The organism is Pseudomonas koreensis, from assembly GCF_025447595.1.
Lineage (GTDB): Bacteria > Pseudomonadota > Gammaproteobacteria > Pseudomonadales > Pseudomonadaceae > Aquipseudomonas > Aquipseudomonas koreensis_H.
Window position 1 is genome coordinate 1 of record NZ_JAOEJU010000008.1, and the last position, 15,491, is coordinate 15,491.

Consider the following 15,491-nt stretch of genomic DNA (forward strand, 5'->3'; position numbering starts at 1 on the left):
TTGAATCTCAAGGAGTTTTCCGTTTCGACTGCGCCGGAAGTGGGGCGAATTATAGAGACTCAGAATCTGCCGTCAACACTTAATTGCGGATCGCTATCAGAAAATGAAAAAGACCTCTGCTATATAGAGGTGCACCACTGAGCACGCACTATTTTGCCCAACACTCGCCTGATTTCTGCGACACATCGGTTATCGCTGTCACGGAGTGCCGAGCCCGCCAGCAATCAGCCAATCACCTTCGCATACACCATCCGGTCAATATTCCCCCCGGACAGAATCACCCCGACCTTTTTCCCCTCCATCCGTCCACGCTCCTGCATCAACGCCGCCAGCGCCGCTGCGCCCGCCCCTTCGGCAAGGTTGTGGGTATCGGTGTAATAGACGCGCATGGCCTCGGCGATCTCGCTTTCGCTGACAGCGACAATCCTCGCCGCACCTTCCTTATAGATGTCGAATGCCTCAGCAATCGGCTTGCGCACCGCAAGACCGTCGGCAAAGGTATTGGCCGAGGCCGTCTCGCAGATCGTTTTCGCTTCGAATGAGCGTTTGGCAGCTGCGGCTTCCGTGGATACCACGCCCACTACCTCGGTGCTCAAGCCCAATGTATTGCGGGCGGCAATCACGCCACAGATTCCCGAACCACAGCCAATAGGTACGTAAACCGTATCCAGATCCGGCGCCGCACTGAACAGCTCCAGCGCATACGTCGCCACTCCCTTGACCAGCTCGACGTGGAACGGCGGCACCAGATAAAGATCATGCTCCCTCGCAAGTCGAGCTGCCTCTTCACGCGCTTCGTCGAAATCACGTCCATATTCGACCACCTCACCGCCAAAACCGCGCATGGCGTTGTTCTTTTCCAGCGAGTTGCCCTGCGGCACCACGATCAACGCCCTCAGCCCTGCAGCATTTGCCGCCAGCGCCAGGCTCTGGCCGTGATTGCCACGCGTCGCGGAAACAATGCCTTTGACGTTCGGATGCTCCCGGCGCAGCCAGTGCATGAAGGTAATACCACCACGGACCTTGAAGGCACCGGTTGGCGTGTGGTTTTCGTGTTTGACCCAAACAGTGCATCCCAACCGCTCGGCCAGCAATGGCCAACGATACTGGGCGGTGGCCGGCATCACCTGGTAAACCTGGCGGGCAGCGTGTTCGATATCGTCGCGGGTGATTGCGTGCATAGCTGTCTCCTTGGTCTTTGCCCAAGTCTAGGCAGCCGTGCGTGACGTCGGCTTTCAAAAAACCGACCTGACTTTTACCCGCCCTCTTCACTACTATGCCGTTCATGAGCCAGCGAAAGCGTCAACATCCCACAGTCGTCCCTGAACCGGTACGTCGTATCGTGGCTGGCCCGTGGATGATCGAATTACTGCCCGGCGCGGCCTACTCGGCGCGATACGTCGCCAGCCAGTCGGCGATCGGCTTCGCCTTCGACAGTCAGCGCGGCATGCATGCCATCGGCACCGACCGGGTACGCCCCTTCAACGCGCTGCCTAATGGTCTGGCGTTCGTCCCGTCCGGCTGTGACGTCTTGTCCGAGTCGCCAATGGGCGGTGAGTACCTGCGAGTCATCCGCACCGATGGCGTCGAGCTGACGGGTGATCGTCCGTTCAACAATCGCATCGACACACAGGCTATTTACCTCGCACAGCGAATACGCAGCGCACTGCTGCGACCTGGATGGGACGATGACTGGGAGACCTGGGCACTCAACCTCGCTGATCGAGCTGCTGGTTATGTGAGGCCGGCGCCACAAGGCTCGATCACCGACAGCCGAATGCGCCTGCTGGATGAGTTCATTGACGCTGGCCTCAACGGCCCGCTCGATGTGAAAACCATGGCACAACTGCTCGAATTGTCCGAAGGCTATTTCATGCGCGCCTTCAAGCAGGCGACGGGCAAAAGCCCCCATAGCTACCTGATTGATCGACGCCTGGCCAAGGCGCGGGCGATGTTGCGCGACTCAACCGAAAGCCTGGCGCACATTGCCCTCGCCTGCGGCTTCAACTCCCAGGCGCACATGACGAGCGCCTTTACGCAACGATTGGGTATCAGCCCGGCGCAACTGCGTACAAACTCCGCCCCTGGCAAAAAACAACATGGGTTGTGAATTTTTTCGTGTCCTCGTGTATCTGAACTGAAAGAAGCCGTGCCACTAAAAGGATGGCAACGACCAAGGCAACCTCTCTAGGCCGTGCAGTTGCGGACCCAAAGGATTGCATAAAGACAGATCAGTTGCAGAGTGCTCCGCATGAAATCACGCAAGAAACGCGTCAGTCCGATCGGACTGCAAGACATCACCATCGTTGACGACGCCAAGATGCGCAAGGCGATCACCGCCGCCGCGCTGGGCAACGCGATGGAATGGTTCGACTTCGGCGTCTATGGCTTCGTCGCCTACGTGCTCGGCAAGGTGTTTTTCCCGGGGGCCGATCCTGGTGTGCAAATGATCGCCGCGCTGGCCACTTTCTCGGTGCCCTTCCTGATCCGGCCGCTGGGCGGTCTGTTCTTCGGCGCGCTGGGCGATAAATACGGTCGACAGAAAGTGCTCGCGGCGACCATCGTCATCATGTCGCTCAGCACTTTCGCCATCGGTTTGATTCCGTCTTATGCCTCGATCGGCATCTGGGCACCGATCCTCCTGTTGCTGGCGAAAATGGCCCAGGGTTTTTCGGTCGGTGGCGAATACACCGGTGCTTCGATTTTTGTCGCCGAGTATGCGCCGGACCGCAAGCGCGGCTTCCTCGGCAGCTGGCTGGACTTCGGTTCCATTGCAGGCTTCGTTCTCGGGGCCGGCGTGGTGGTACTGATTTCCACGATCATCGGCGAAGAAAAATTCGAGGAATGGGGCTGGCGCCTGCCCTTTTTCCTCGCCCTGCCGCTGGGCATGATCGGTCTCTATCTGCGGCATGCCCTCGAAGAAACACCGGCGTTCCAGCAGCATGTCGAAAAACTCGAACAAGGTGACCGCGAAGGCCTGGCCGGGGGCCCGAAAGTGTCTTTCAAGGAAGTGGCGACCAAACACTGGCGCAGCCTGATGACCTGCATCGGCGTGGTGGCCGCCACCAACGTCACCTACTACATGCTGCTGACCTACATGCCAAGCTATCTGTCACACAACCTGCACTACAGCGAAAATCGCGGGGTGCTGATCATCATTGCGATCATGGTCGGCATGCTGTTCGTGCAGCCCATGATCGGTTTCATCAGTGACAAGATCGGCCGTCGCCCTTTCATCATCTTCGGCAGTGTGGGTTTGTTCATTCTCGCCATTCCGGCTTTCATGCTGATCAACAGCGGCAAGATCGGCCTGATTTTCTCCGGTCTGCTGATCCTCGCCGTGCTCCTCAATTTCTTCATCGGCGTCATGGCCTCCACTCTGCCGGCGATGTTTCCCACCCATATCCGCTACAGCGCGCTGGCCGGTGCTTTCAACGTCTCGGTGCTGATTGCCGGCCTGACCCCGACTGCCGTGGCCTGGCTGGTGGAAAGCACTCAGGACCTGTACATGCCGGCCTATTACCTGATGGTCATTGCCGTGGTCGGGCTGATCACCGGGGTGACGATGAAGGAAACCGCGAACAAACCGTTGCGCGGCGCAGCACCGGCGGCATCCGATATCGAGGAAGCACGCGAGCTGTTGCAGGAACACCACGACAACATCGAACAGAAGATCGAAGACATCGACGCCGAAATCGCCGAACTGCAAGCCCGTCGCGAACACCTTGTGCAGCAACATCCGCGGATTGAATAGCACAGCCCAATGGCTGAGCCCCAGGGTGGAATTCAATCACCCTTCTGTGGTGTCCTGTCCGGCAGGTGCCCGCCGTTGTGCATGACGGGCTAAGGAAATTCCGGCAAGCAACCGAAGAGGTCCGTTTCATGAGCGACACGTCTTACGTACCACCCAAGGTCTGGAAACATATCGCACCATCCGGCGGCCAGTTCGCCAGCATCAACCGCCCGATCGCCGGGCCGACTCATGACAAGACACTGCCAGTCGGCAAGCATCCGTTACAGCTGTATTCGCTGGCCACGCCCAATGGCGTGAAGGTGACGATCCTGCTGGAGGAATTGCTGGCACTCGGACACACCGGCGCCGAATACGATGCCTGGCTGATTCGCATCGGCGAGGGCGATCAATTCTCCAGCGGTTTTGTCGAGATCAACCCCAACTCGAAAATTCCGGCGCTGCTGGATCGCAGCGTGGAACCGGCCATTCGCGTGTTCGAGTCCGGCTCGATCCTGCTGTATCTGGCGGAAAAATTCGGCGCCTTCCTGCCCGCCGATCCGGCAGGTCGCACGGAGACCCTGAACTGGTTGTTCTGGCAGATGGGCTCGGCGCCCTACCTGGGTGGTGGCTTCGGGCATTTCTATGCGTATGCGCCAGAGAAGCTTGAGTACCCGATCGATCGATTCACCATGGAAGCCAAGCGTCAGCTGGATGTCCTCAATCGGCGCCTCGGCGAAAGCCCTTACCTTGCCGGCGACACTTACACCATCGCCGACATCGCGGTCTGGCCCTGGTACGGGCAGCTGGTGCGCAACAACGTGTACTCGGCCGCCGAGTTTCTTTCGGCTCACGAGTACACCCACGTGCAACGCTGGGCGCAGGACATCGCCAATCGGCCGGCGGTGATTCGCGGGCAACGGGTCAACCGGACCTGGGGCGATGAAGCGAGTCAGGTGCCGGAGCGGCATCAGGCGGCCGATCTGGCCTGACAGACTGCGGGCCGCTACGCTTTACTTCACGGAGTGGGCGGCCCGGTCATGCTTGTGCGGCACCCGACCTCCAATAACGACAAAGGAGGGTCGTCCACCGATCATGAACATTCTCTACAACGAACAGGTTGACGGCGTCCTGCCGGAGGTCGACAGAGCTGCGCTGCTGCAAGCCTTGCAGCGCCAGTGTCCGGATCTGGAAGTCCTGCATCAGCGTGAAGAACTCAAGCCGTACGAATGCGACGGCCTCTCGGCGTATCGCACCACTCCGCTGCTGGTGGTGCTGCCACGGTATATCGATGAGGTACAGGCAGTCTTGCGGCTTTGTCATGAACGAGGGGTGCCGGTGGTCGCCCGGGGCGCCGGGACCGGTTTGTCCGGCGGTGCCCTTCCACTGGAAAAAGGCGTGTTGCTGGTCATGGCGCGCTTCAACAACATATTGCACATCGACCCCGCCGCCCGCACGGCCCGCGTTCAACCTGGTGTGCGCAACCTGGCGATATCCCAGGCCGCGGCCCCGTTCGGGCTGTATTACGCACCCGATCCTTCATCGCAAATCGCCTGTTCCATCGGCGGCAATGTGGCGGAAAACGCCGGTGGCGTGCATTGCCTAAAATACGGTCTGACCGTACACAACCTGCTCAAGGTCGAGATTCTGACTGTCGATGGCGAGCGGCTGACGTTGGGGTCGGATGCGCTGGACTCACCGGGTTTTGACTTGCTGGCCCTGTTCACCGGTTCCGAAGGCTTGCTCGGGGTGATCACCGAGGTCACGGTCAAACTCCTGCCCAAACCCCAGACCGCAAAAGTGCTGCTGGCAGCCTTCGACTCCGTGGAAAAGGCCGGCCACGCAGTGGGCGACATCATTGCAGCCGGGATCATTCCCGGGGGCCTTGAGATGATGGACAACCTGGCGATCCGTGCTGCCGAAGACTTCATCCACGCCGGTTATCCGGTGGACGCCGAGGCGATTTTGCTTTGCGAACTCGATGGTGTGGAATCTGATGTCCACGATGAATGCAATCGTGTCCGCCAGGTGCTGGAGCGGGCCGGCGCGATTGAACTGCGCCAGGCTCGGGACGAGGCCGAGCGTGTGCGCTTCTGGGCCGGGCGCAAAAATGCCTTTCCGGCCGTGGGCCGCTTGTCACCGGATTACTACTGCATGGACGGCACCATTCCCCGCCGCGAGTTGCCCGGCGTGCTGCACGCAATTGCGCAGCTGTCCTGCGAATATGGCTTGCGGGTTGCCAACGTGTTCCATGCTGGCGACGGCAACATGCACCCGTTGATCCTGTTCGATGCCAATCGTCCCGGCGAGCTGGAGCGCGCCGAAGCACTGGGCGGCAAGATCCTGGAACTGTGCGTCAGGGTCGGCGGCAGCATTACCGGCGAACACGGTGTGGGCCGGGAAAAAATCAATCAGATGTGTGCGCAGTTCAACAGCGACGAGCTGACGTTGTTTCATGCGATCAAAGCGGCGTTCGACCCCACCGGCCTGCTCAATCCGGGCAAGAACATTCCAACCCTGCACCGTTGTGCCGAGTTCGGCGCGTTGCATGTGCATCACGGCCAACTGCCGTTCCCCGAACTGGAGCGTTTCTGATGGGCGACTCCAGAGATGCAGATGAGAGCGGCGCGCTGCTCGAACAAGTCAACCGGGCGCTGGAAAACGCCACGCCACTGCGCATTCAGGGGGCCAACAGCAAAGCGTTTCTGGGGCGCATGGTCGGTGGCGAGATTCTCGACACCCGCGCCCATCGCGGCATCGTCCGCTACGACCCGACCGAACTGGTGATCACCGCGCGCTGCGGCACGCCACTGACCGAATTGTTTGCCGTGCTGGACGCCTCGCAACAGATGCTGGCCTGCGAACCACCAGCGTTCGCCGACGACGCCACGGTGGGCGGCATGATCGCCAGCGGTTTATCGGGTCCGCGCCGCCCCTGGTCGGGCGCGGTACGCGACTTCGTGCTCGGTACACGAATCATCACAGGCCACGGCAAACACCTGCGTTTTGGCGGCGAAGTCATGAAAAACGTCGCTGGATACGACCTTTCGCGCCTGATGACCGGCAGTTACGGTTCGTTGGGAGTAATCACCGAAGTCTCGCTCAAGGTGCTGCCCAAACCGCGAATGTGCCTGAGCATCAGCCTGGAGATGAGCAGCGAACAGGCTCTCTTGCGTCTGGCTGAATGGGGTCAGCAGCCATTGCCGATCAGCGCCGCGTGTCATGACGGCGAACAACTGCATTTGCGCCTCGAGGGTGGACAAGGTTCAGTGACTGGCGCCCATGAACGCCTTGGCGGTGCCCTTCTCGACGCTGGGTACTGGGCCGATCTCAACGAGCACCGCCTGGGTTTCTTCGATGAAGGCCAACCCCTCTGGCGCCTGTCCTTGCCGCACAACACACCGCTGCTGTCCCTGCCCGGCGAACAGTGGCTCGACTGGGGCGGCGCCCAGCGCTGGCTCAAGTCGGACGCCGACGCCGCACTGATTCGCAAGACTGTCCGGGAAGTCGGCGGGCATGCGACCTGCTACAGCCACGGATTGGTTGACGACCCGTTCCAGCCGCTGCCCCCCGCCCTTCTGCACTACCACCGCCACCTCAAGCGACAACTCGATCCGCAGGGCATCTTCAACCCCGGTCGTCTGTACGCGGAGCTTTGAGCCATGCAAACCACCCTCAGCCCGCAGGCCCGACAACTGCCCCGCGCCGAAGAGGCCGAAAGCATCCTGCGCACGTGCGTACATTGCGGATTCTGCAACGCGACCTGCCCGACCTATCAGTTGCTCGGCGATGAACTGGACGGCCCTCGCGGGCGCATCTACCTGATCAAGCAGGTGCTCGAGGGCAATGAGGTTACGCAGAAAACCCAACTGCACCTGGATCGCTGCCTGTCGTGCCGCAATTGCGAAACCACCTGCCCTTCGGGCGTGGATTACCACAACCTGCTGGACATTGGGCGGGCCGTGGTCGATGCCGCCGTTCCACGCCCGCTCGGGCAACACCTCTTGCGCGAAGGGCTGCGCGCCGTTGTGTCCAATTCACGATTGTTCAAAAGACTGGTGAACAGCGGGCAAGTGTTTCGCCCGTGGTTACCTGGTGCTCTACAAGCCAAATTGCCTCGCAATGCGCTGCCGCCCGCGCCACGTCCGGTCGTTCGTCACACGCGGCAGTTACTGATGCTTGAAGGTTGCGTGCAGCCGGGACTGTTTCCCAATACCAATGCAGCGGCGGCGCGTGTGCTGGACCGTCTGGGTATCAGCGTCATTCCCGCCCCCGAGGCAGGGTGCTGTGGAGCGGTGGATTATCATCTCGACGCCCAGGCCGCCGGTCTTGATCGCGCCCGGCGCAACATCGACGCCTGGTGGCCGGCCATCGAGCACGGCGCAGAGGCCATCGTGCAGACAGCAAGCGGTTGCGGCGCATTCATCAAGGATTACGGACACCTGCTCTGCACCGACCCGGCCTATGCCGAAAAAGCCCGGCGTATCAGCACACTGGCCCGGGATCTGGTGGAAGTGCTGCGCGAAGAACCGCTTGAGTCGCTCGACCTCCATCCCGACCAACGACTGGCGTTCCACTGCCCCTGCACCCTGCAACACGCGCAGAAACTTGGCGGTGCAGTTGAAGCGGTATTGACCCGACTGGGTTTCAGCCTTACCGACGTGCCTGACGCCCACCTGTGCTGTGGCTCGGCGGGTACGTGGTCGATCACCCAGCCGGAACTGGCCCGACAGCTGCGCAACAACAAACTCGACGCACTGGAAAGCGGACATCCGCAGATCATCGCCACGGCCAATGTCGGTTGCCAGCTCCATCTCGATGGCGCGGGCCGCACGCCCGTCAGGCACTGGATCGAGCTGGTGGATGCGCATTGCCGGTGAGCACCCGGCCAACCGTTCAGGCATTGAAGCCGGCGCGACTGAACATTGCGTCGTTCCCGGTGTTCTAGATGCTGTAATCACTGGATCAAGGATGAGCGAATGGACATTACCACTCCTGCAGCTGCACTCCCCGCGCCGCAAAGCGCAGCGACCAGGCGTCTGGCTTTTGCCGTCGGCGCACTGTTCGTCACCGGGGTCATCGCGACAGTCAGCACCTTGTTCAGCATTGCGACACAGCTCGATAACGACGATGTGAACGACAACCGGTTCTATTCGAGTCGAGCCCTGGAAAACCGCATCCTCGCTTCGAAAAACTACATCACCAGTTATGCCTACTGGACCACGGCGTATGAGCGGCTGAATGGTCAGGTCGACACAAAATGGGCGTACGTGGATCAGAACATGGGGAAAACCCTGTTCACCAACGACGGCTATGAGGGCGTCTTCGTCCTGGATCGGCAGCACACCAAATATGCGGTGGTTCGCGGGCAACTGGTCGATGCCGACATCTCCGGTTTCCTGCAAGCCCCGGCCTCTTCGCTGGTCGATAAAATACAAACCCAGGCCGATCTGACCAAACCTCTCAACAGCTACTCATTGTTTGAAGACTGGCCGGCTCTGGTGACGACAGCCGCGATCATTCCCAATGACGAACGCCCCACAGCAGAACCGGAAAAAACCTCGGTACTGGTGTTCGTCGACCAGTTGACGCCTACCAAACTGCGCAAGATCGGTAGTGGCTATGGTCTGAACAATCTGACCCTGGCCCCGGACGAAACCATCGACGCAGGCCGGCCCAGGGTGCCGCTCGACAGCACGGGTTACAGCCTTGTCGCCGACCTGGAACGTCCCGGCCAACAGTTGCTGTGGTCATTGCTGCCAATACTCGTGTCTGTTCTGTTCATCCTGATGCTGTTGACTGCGTATTTTTTTCGGCATGCCTTGCGTTCGTCGAAGTACGTGGACAACAGCCTTGAAGCGATGCAAACCTCACACCGGGCCATGGAAGCCGCCAACCAGGCGCTGGAAGCCAGCGAAGAGCGCTTTCGGGCGGTGGCCGAAGCGGCCTCCGACTGGATCTGGGAAGTCGACCGGCATTTGTCCATCACCTATCTCTCGGCGCGCTTCGGCACAGTCACCGGGTATGCGCAGGAGCAATGGCTGGGGCAAGACATTTTGCAATTGCTGTCCTGCGATACCACGCCGCTGGATCTGTGGCTCAGGAAACTCAACGAGGATGCCAACGCCATTGACTTGCGTTGCACCTACCGTGACCGCAACGGCCAACAACGTTACTGTCGCCTGTCCGCCCGGCCGATCCTGGAGAGGAACACAATAGTCGGCTATCGCGGCACCGCCAGCGACATCACTGATGAAGTTGCCGCCCACGCGCAGATCCAGCACCTGTCCATGCACGACGCGCTGACGGGACTGCCCAATCGCAACAAGCTGGCCCGCTATCTGGAGGAGGCGCTGCAACTCAAGGAGCACGCAGCGCCCTTGTCGCTGTTGATGATTGATCTGGACAACTTCAAACCGATCAATGACTCACTGGGCCATCCGGCCGGTGATGCGGTCTTGCAGGAAGTCTCGCGACGCTTGCGAGAATGCACCCGCGACCACGATATCGTGGCCCGGCTCGGTGGCGACGAATTCGTGGTGGTGCTCAACGGCATGGACACCCATCAGGAAATCGACAAATTCTGTACACGTCTGATCGGCAGCCTGCATCAACCGGTGATGTTCGAAAATCATCCATTGCACATCGGTGCCAGCGTGGGCATTACCTTGAGCAGGCGTCACGGTTTCGAACCCGCAGAACTGATTCGCTGTGCCGACATCGCGCTCTATCAGGCCAAGTCGGAAGGCAAGAATACCTGGTGCTATTTCGAAGCCCATATGAGCGATCGGATCCAGACACGCCGGGAACTGGAAGATGATTTGCGCAAAGCGCTGACAGACAACGAGCTGGTGTTGCATTACCAGCCCCGATACAAGGTGGACGGCAAGGAAATCGTCTCGGTCGAAGCCTTGGTGCGCTGGCAGCATCCGACAAAAGGGTTGCTCGGCCCAGACCTCTTCATCCCTCTCGCGGAGCAGACGGATCTGATTGTTCCGCTGGGCCGCTGGGTACTGCGCGAAGCCTGCCGGACGGCCCTTGCATGGCCGGGAGATATCCTGTTGTCGGTCAACCTGTCCCCTGCCCAGTTCGCGCTGAGCGACGTCGTCGAAGACGTACGCGAAGTGCTGGTCGAAACCCGTTTTCCGGCCAGTCGCCTGGAACTGGAAATCACCGAGAACGTGATGCTCAACGACACCGACGGCGCGCTGACAACCATGAATTCGCTCAAGGAACTGGGTGTGCGGTTGAACATGGACGACTTCGGTACGGGCTACTCCTCGCTGGGCTATTTACGCGCCTACCCGTTTGACGGGATCAAGATCGACAAGCGTTTCATCGCCTCGATCACCACCGGTAGCAATGACCGTGCTGTGGTGCAAGCCATCATCGGCCTGGGCAAAGCCATGGGTTTGAATGTGACGGCCGAAGGCGTCGAAACCGAAGAACAACTGGCGATTCTCGGCAAGGACCAGTGCAATGAAGTGCAGGGTTATTTCATGAGCCGGCCGATCGACAAAACAGCATTTTCCCGACTTTTGCAGGCATCGGGACGCCTTTGATACCGGAATCCATTTTGCCGGGCTTCGCTTCAATGGCAGAGCCTGCCCCTCCCCTCGGTGGGTCGATACAGGTTATGAGCTAATAACGCCTTCATTAAACGGTCGCTGAAACGTTGTACTAGGATAGGATCCAATTCCTCGATGCGCTGTCGCAGGCCAAGGAACCCAGGCCGGTGCGTCAGGAACGCAATTTCCCCATTGCAACTCATGGATGAAATACATGAACTCACATCTGTTTCCTCAAATCGGCAAGGTCATCGCCAGCACCGGCAGCCGGCACTTCCCGCGGATGCTGCATGACCTGATCCTCACCCAGTTGGCCGTGGACGCCACACACATCCGCAAGATGCGCGTGGAGCCCGTCGGGCGTGCGCAACCGCGCCCCGAACCTGAATACCCCCGGGAGGCGACATTGACGGCCGAGACGGTGTATTCCGAACTGAGCAGCGATCCCGGCAACAGTGACGTGCCGGCCGCCGAACACTCCACGGTCACCGATGCCTCGCAGTTGCACCTGACCCGGCGAAAGGACGGTTATCGCTACGTGATATCCGTGTACCGCTGCGGCCCGTCCCAACGTTTTTCCGCCCAGGAGCGCAGTCGGCTGCAGGACATCTCTCCGGTGCTGCTGCCGATGGTGGAAAAACATATCCACGCGCTGCAACCGGCGAATGCTGATCCAGAGGCTCAAGAGAGGGCGGCAGAAGCGTCCATGCAAGGCCTGGAATCCCTGCGCCTGAGCTTTTGCGAGCGCGTGGAGCAACTGGGACTGAATCTTTCCAACCGTGAAATGGAAGTGTGTGTAGGCCTGCTCGCCGGGTGCACCGCGCCGGAACTGGCCGAGCAGTTGCAACTGAAGGTCAACACCGTTGAGAGTTACCTCAAGCGCGCCGCGATCAAACTGGGCATCAGCGGCCGCCATTCGCTGATGCGCTGGATGTATTCACCCAAGGACTGCCCGGCAGCCAGCGGCCCGTCGAATGCGGCCTGAGCGCTGAGTCACCACGAGAAAACCGCCGTCCTGTCAGGAATGGCGGTTTTTCCATGGGTGCCCGTCAATCCCGCGCCAGCGCCTCGATAGGATCGAGCCGCGACGCATTGCGAGCCGGCACGAAGCCGAACACGATGCCGATCAACGTCGAACAGACCACCGCAGTAAGCACCGAACCCAGCGAGAACACCATTTCCCATTCCTTGATGAACAGCGAAAACAGGTAGCCGATGGCATAGGAAAGGGAAATCCCGATAGCGCCCCCCAGCAGACAGACCATCGCCGCCTCCACCAGAAACTGCTGACGGATGTCCGACTGCCGCGCCCCCACCGCCATGCGGATACCAATTTCGCGGGTACGTTCGGTGACCGACACCAGCATGATGTTCATCACGCCGATACCACCCACCACCAGGGAAATCACCGCAATCAGCGACAACAACAGCGCCAGTGAGCGACTGGTTTTCTGCACGGTCTGCATCACGCTGTCGAGGTTGTTGGTGAAAAAATCCTTGGTACCGTGGCGCTGTAGCATCAGTTTGTTGACGTTGTCTTCCACCACTTTGCTCGGCTGGCCGTCCTTGATCCGCACACTGATGCTGTCCAGATAACGCTGGCCCAACAGCCGTCCGGCTGCGGTTTCATAGGGCACCCATACGTTGAGCGACTTGCTCGACGAGAAGATGTTCTTGTTCTCCGCCGCCACACCGATCACGGTGCACGGCAGGTTACCGATCAGGATCACCTGCCCCAGCGGATCCACTCCCTCGCCGAACAACCGTTGGCGGGTGTTGTGATCGATCACCACCACTTGCGCCTGGCGCCGGGCATCGCTTTCGCTGAACGGGATGCCCGACTCCATCTTGATGCCGCGTACCTGAAAGTACAGATCGCTGACGCCGTTGACCTGGGCATCGAGATCAATGTTGCGATAGCGCAGCAACAGATTGCGCCCCACCACCGGCGTGGCGCTGTCGACGTAATACAGCTGATTGAGCGCCGTCACATCCGCCGGCACCAGGGTTTCGATGGCCGCCGAACGGCTATCGCCAAAACTGGTGCCGGAATAGATATCGATAGTGTTGCTGCCGATGGCCTGAATGTCCTTCAGCACATAGCGTTTGGCCCCTTCGCCGATGGCCGAAATCGACACCACCGAGGTGATGCCGATAACGATCCCGAGCATGGTCAGCAGGGTGCGCATCCGATGGGAGATCAGCGCGACCCAGGCCATGTTGAACGCTTCCTTGAACAACCCGAGGCTGGCCACCAGGCGTCGCGCAGCATTGGATCTGGGTTGCACTGCGTCCTCGTTGGTCAGTGCAGTTGTATCGCGCTCGTTGCGGCGGTCGCTGAGGATTTCGCCATCGCTGACTTCAATGATGCGCTCGGCGTTGGCTGCAACCTTGGGGTCGTGCGTCACCAGAATCACGGTGTGTCCGGCCGCGTGCAGCTCCAGCAGGATGCGCATTACCTCCTTGCCGCTGGTGGTATCGAGGGCGCCGGTGGGCTCATCCGCGAGGATCACTTCCCCGCCGTTCATCAAGGCCCGGGCAATGCTCACGCGCTGTTGCTGACCGCCCGATAGCTGGCTCGGGCGATGCGTCAGGTGCCCTTCCAGCCCCAGACGCGCCAAAAGCTCACGGGCCCGGGCATGACGTTGCGGCTCCGGTGTGCCGGCGTAGATCGCCGGCATTTCGACGTTGTGCATCGCACTCAGGTGCGGCAGCAAGTGGTAGCGCTGGAAGATGAAGCCGAAATAATCGCGCCGCAATTCGGCCAAGGCCTGAGTGTCGAGGTCGCGGGTCTCCCGCCCGTTGACTTTGTAGCTGCCAGCGGTGGCGTAATCGAGACAGCCGAGAATGTTCATCAGCGTCGATTTGCCGGAGCCCGAGGCGCCGATGATCGCCACCATTTCCCCGGCATTGATTGTCAGGTCGATATTCTTCAGCGCCAGAAATTCGCGATCACCGGCGGTGAAGCTGCGGCTGATGCCGGTCAGTTGCAGCAGAGGCTCGGTCATGCTCATGCTCATGCCCCTGCCACTTTCGACACCGGATCACCGATCACCACCCGGTCGCCCTCGGCCAGGCCGTCGTTGACCTGCACCTTGACGTTGTTGTTGATCCCGGTCTGCACATTGCGCGACTGCGCCTGGCCCTTGGCGTCCAGCACCCGCACCGGGAAACTGCCGTCATTGTTGCGCGGGCCCAGCGCAGCTACTGGAATCGTCAGCACCGACTTGGCGGTGTCCAGCACCACGCGCACCTGGGCGGTCATGGAAATACGCAGGCGGTGATCAGGGTTGGGTACCTCGAACAGCGCATTGTAGAACACCGCCGTGTTCTGCTTCGGCGTGCCGGCGGGCGGGGTTTCCAGGAAGTTCTGCGGTGCAGGCTCGGTGCCGCGCAGCTTGCCGTAATAACGCTTGTCCTCGCCGAGAATGGTGAAATACACCTCCTGCCCCGGCGTAATGTGAATGACGTCAGCCTCCGACACCTGAGCCTTGACGGTCATGGTGTCCAGGTCCGCCAGTTTCAGCAGGATCGGCGCCAGTTGGTTGGCGATCACGGTCTGGCCTTCCTGAGTCACGATGCCCACCACGTCGCCGTCGATAGGCGCGACGATCCGCGTGTAGGCCAGATTGACCTTGGCAGTGTCGATCTGGATGTGCGCGCTCTTGATCTGCGCGTCCAGCGACAACAGGTTGGCCTGCTGCACTTCGTAGTTCGATTGTGCAGTTTCGAAATCCTGACGCGAGATCGAGGCGTCTTCTTGCAGATTCTGATAGCGCTCGTAGATCGCTTTGGTCTGTCGCAGCTGAGCCTGAGTCGCCCGGCGCTGGGCTTGCAGGTTTTCTTCGTCGACCTGAGCCTGACGCAGGGTGTTCTGCAATACCAGCGGATCGATTTCCGCCAGCCACTGCCCCTTCTTGACCTTGTCGCCGACCTTGACCTTGAGCGATTTCAATTGCCCTGAAACCTGGGCACCGACGTCCACCTGCTTGATGCCTTCCAGCAGACCAGTGGCCAGCACCGCATTTTCAATATCACCGCGTTCGACCGTGGCGGTCAGGTATTGCGGTGCTTCCGCCGGCGCCTGCACCGTGTAGAACACCAACCCGGCCACCAGCGTCAACGCGATTCCCAAACCGACTTTGCGCAACTTCGACTGTTCCATAAATGACCACAATTCCGTTCAGGGTTGA

Annotated in this window: 11 protein-coding genes; 8 read left to right on the plus strand and 3 right to left on the minus strand. The window is 60.2% G+C overall.

Features of this window, described 5'->3' with window-relative positions; genetic code table 11:
• Window positions 1-224 precede the first annotated feature (224 nt).
• Window positions 225-1,181, minus strand: a complete 957-nt coding sequence (locus tag N8H71_RS12290) for a threonine dehydratase (protein ID WP_262194167.1) — start codon at window positions 1,179-1,181, stop codon at window positions 225-227.
• A gap of 95 nt (window positions 1,182-1,276) precedes the next feature.
• On the opposite strand from N8H71_RS12290, the gene N8H71_RS12295 reads away from it, so the two are divergent.
• The 8 genes from N8H71_RS12295 (at window position 1,277) to N8H71_RS12330 (ending at window position 12,283) form a co-directional block, all read left to right on the plus strand.
• Window positions 1,277-2,110 (plus strand): helix-turn-helix transcriptional regulator, encoded by an 834-nt coding sequence (locus N8H71_RS12295; RefSeq protein ID WP_431768310.1) that lies wholly within the window; start codon window positions 1,277-1,279, stop codon window positions 2,108-2,110.
• Between the two features lie 141 nt (window positions 2,111-2,251).
• Entirely contained in the window at window positions 2,252-3,754 is a 1,503-nt protein-coding gene (gene proP / locus N8H71_RS12300; protein ID WP_262194169.1) for a glycine betaine/L-proline transporter ProP, read from the plus strand.
• Between the two features lie 128 nt (window positions 3,755-3,882).
• Window positions 3,883-4,722: a glutathione-dependent disulfide-bond oxidoreductase gene (gene yghU / locus N8H71_RS12305; RefSeq protein WP_262194170.1), complete on the plus strand. Its 840-nt coding sequence runs from the start codon at window positions 3,883-3,885 to the stop codon at window positions 4,720-4,722.
• Between the two features lie 103 nt (window positions 4,723-4,825).
• A complete protein-coding gene (gene glcD, locus N8H71_RS12310; RefSeq protein WP_262194171.1) occupies window positions 4,826-6,325 on the plus strand; it encodes a glycolate oxidase subunit GlcD in 1,500 nt (499 codons plus the stop codon).
• A complete protein-coding gene (glcE, locus tag N8H71_RS12315; protein WP_262194172.1) occupies window positions 6,325-7,389 on the plus strand; it encodes a glycolate oxidase subunit GlcE in 1,065 nt (354 codons plus the stop codon). The genes glcD and glcE overlap by 1 nt, the downstream gene beginning before the upstream one ends.
• Window positions 7,390-7,392: 3 nt before the next feature.
• Window positions 7,393-8,610, plus strand: coding sequence for a glycolate oxidase subunit GlcF (glcF, locus tag N8H71_RS12320; protein ID WP_262194173.1), 1,218 nt, complete (start codon window positions 7,393-7,395; stop codon window positions 8,608-8,610).
• A 99-nt stretch (window positions 8,611-8,709) separates the two neighbouring features.
• Window positions 8,710-11,292: a bifunctional diguanylate cyclase/phosphodiesterase gene (locus N8H71_RS12325; RefSeq protein ID WP_262194174.1), complete on the plus strand. Its 2,583-nt coding sequence runs from the start codon at window positions 8,710-8,712 to the stop codon at window positions 11,290-11,292.
• A gap of 220 nt (window positions 11,293-11,512) precedes the next feature.
• Window positions 11,513-12,283: a helix-turn-helix transcriptional regulator gene (locus N8H71_RS12330; protein ID WP_262194175.1), complete on the plus strand. Its 771-nt coding sequence runs from the start codon at window positions 11,513-11,515 to the stop codon at window positions 12,281-12,283.
• Window positions 12,284-12,347: 64 nt separating this feature from the next.
• Here the strand turns inward: N8H71_RS12330 and N8H71_RS12335 are convergent, their stop codons facing one another.
• Together N8H71_RS12335 and macA are read right to left on the minus strand one after the other, a co-directional pair.
• Window positions 12,348-14,306: a MacB family efflux pump subunit gene (locus N8H71_RS12335; RefSeq protein WP_262194176.1), complete on the minus strand. Its 1,959-nt coding sequence runs from the start codon at window positions 14,304-14,306 to the stop codon at window positions 12,348-12,350.
• Window positions 14,307-14,314: 8 nt separating this feature from the next.
• Window positions 14,315-15,463, minus strand: a complete 1,149-nt coding sequence (gene macA / locus N8H71_RS12340) for a macrolide transporter subunit MacA (protein WP_262194178.1) — start codon at window positions 15,461-15,463, stop codon at window positions 14,315-14,317.
• Between the last annotated feature and the right edge of the window lie 28 nt (window positions 15,464-15,491).

What these genes read in the sequence shown, in the direction of transcription:
- N8H71_RS12290 (WP_262194167.1), bottom strand. Translation starts at nt 1,181, where the DNA reads ATGCACGCAATCACCCGCGACGATATCGAACACGCTGCCCGCCAGGTT.
- N8H71_RS12295 (WP_431768310.1), top strand. Translation starts at nt 1,277, where the DNA reads ATGCCGTTCATGAGCCAGCGAAAGCGTCAACATCCCACAGTCGTCCCT.
- proP (WP_262194169.1), top strand. Translation starts at nt 2,252, where the DNA reads ATGAAATCACGCAAGAAACGCGTCAGTCCGATCGGACTGCAAGACATC.
- yghU (WP_262194170.1), top strand. Translation starts at nt 3,883, where the DNA reads ATGAGCGACACGTCTTACGTACCACCCAAGGTCTGGAAACATATCGCA.
- glcD (WP_262194171.1), top strand. Translation starts at nt 4,826, where the DNA reads ATGAACATTCTCTACAACGAACAGGTTGACGGCGTCCTGCCGGAGGTC.
- glcE (WP_262194172.1), top strand. Translation starts at nt 6,325, where the DNA reads ATGGGCGACTCCAGAGATGCAGATGAGAGCGGCGCGCTGCTCGAACAA.
- glcF (WP_262194173.1), top strand. Translation starts at nt 7,393, where the DNA reads ATGCAAACCACCCTCAGCCCGCAGGCCCGACAACTGCCCCGCGCCGAA.
- N8H71_RS12325 (WP_262194174.1), top strand. Translation starts at nt 8,710, where the DNA reads ATGGACATTACCACTCCTGCAGCTGCACTCCCCGCGCCGCAAAGCGCA.
- N8H71_RS12330 (WP_262194175.1), top strand. Translation starts at nt 11,513, where the DNA reads ATGAACTCACATCTGTTTCCTCAAATCGGCAAGGTCATCGCCAGCACC.
- N8H71_RS12335 (WP_262194176.1), bottom strand. Translation starts at nt 14,306, where the DNA reads ATGACCGAGCCTCTGCTGCAACTGACCGGCATCAGCCGCAGCTTCACC.
- macA (WP_262194178.1), bottom strand. Translation starts at nt 15,463, where the DNA reads ATGGAACAGTCGAAGTTGCGCAAAGTCGGTTTGGGAATCGCGTTGACG.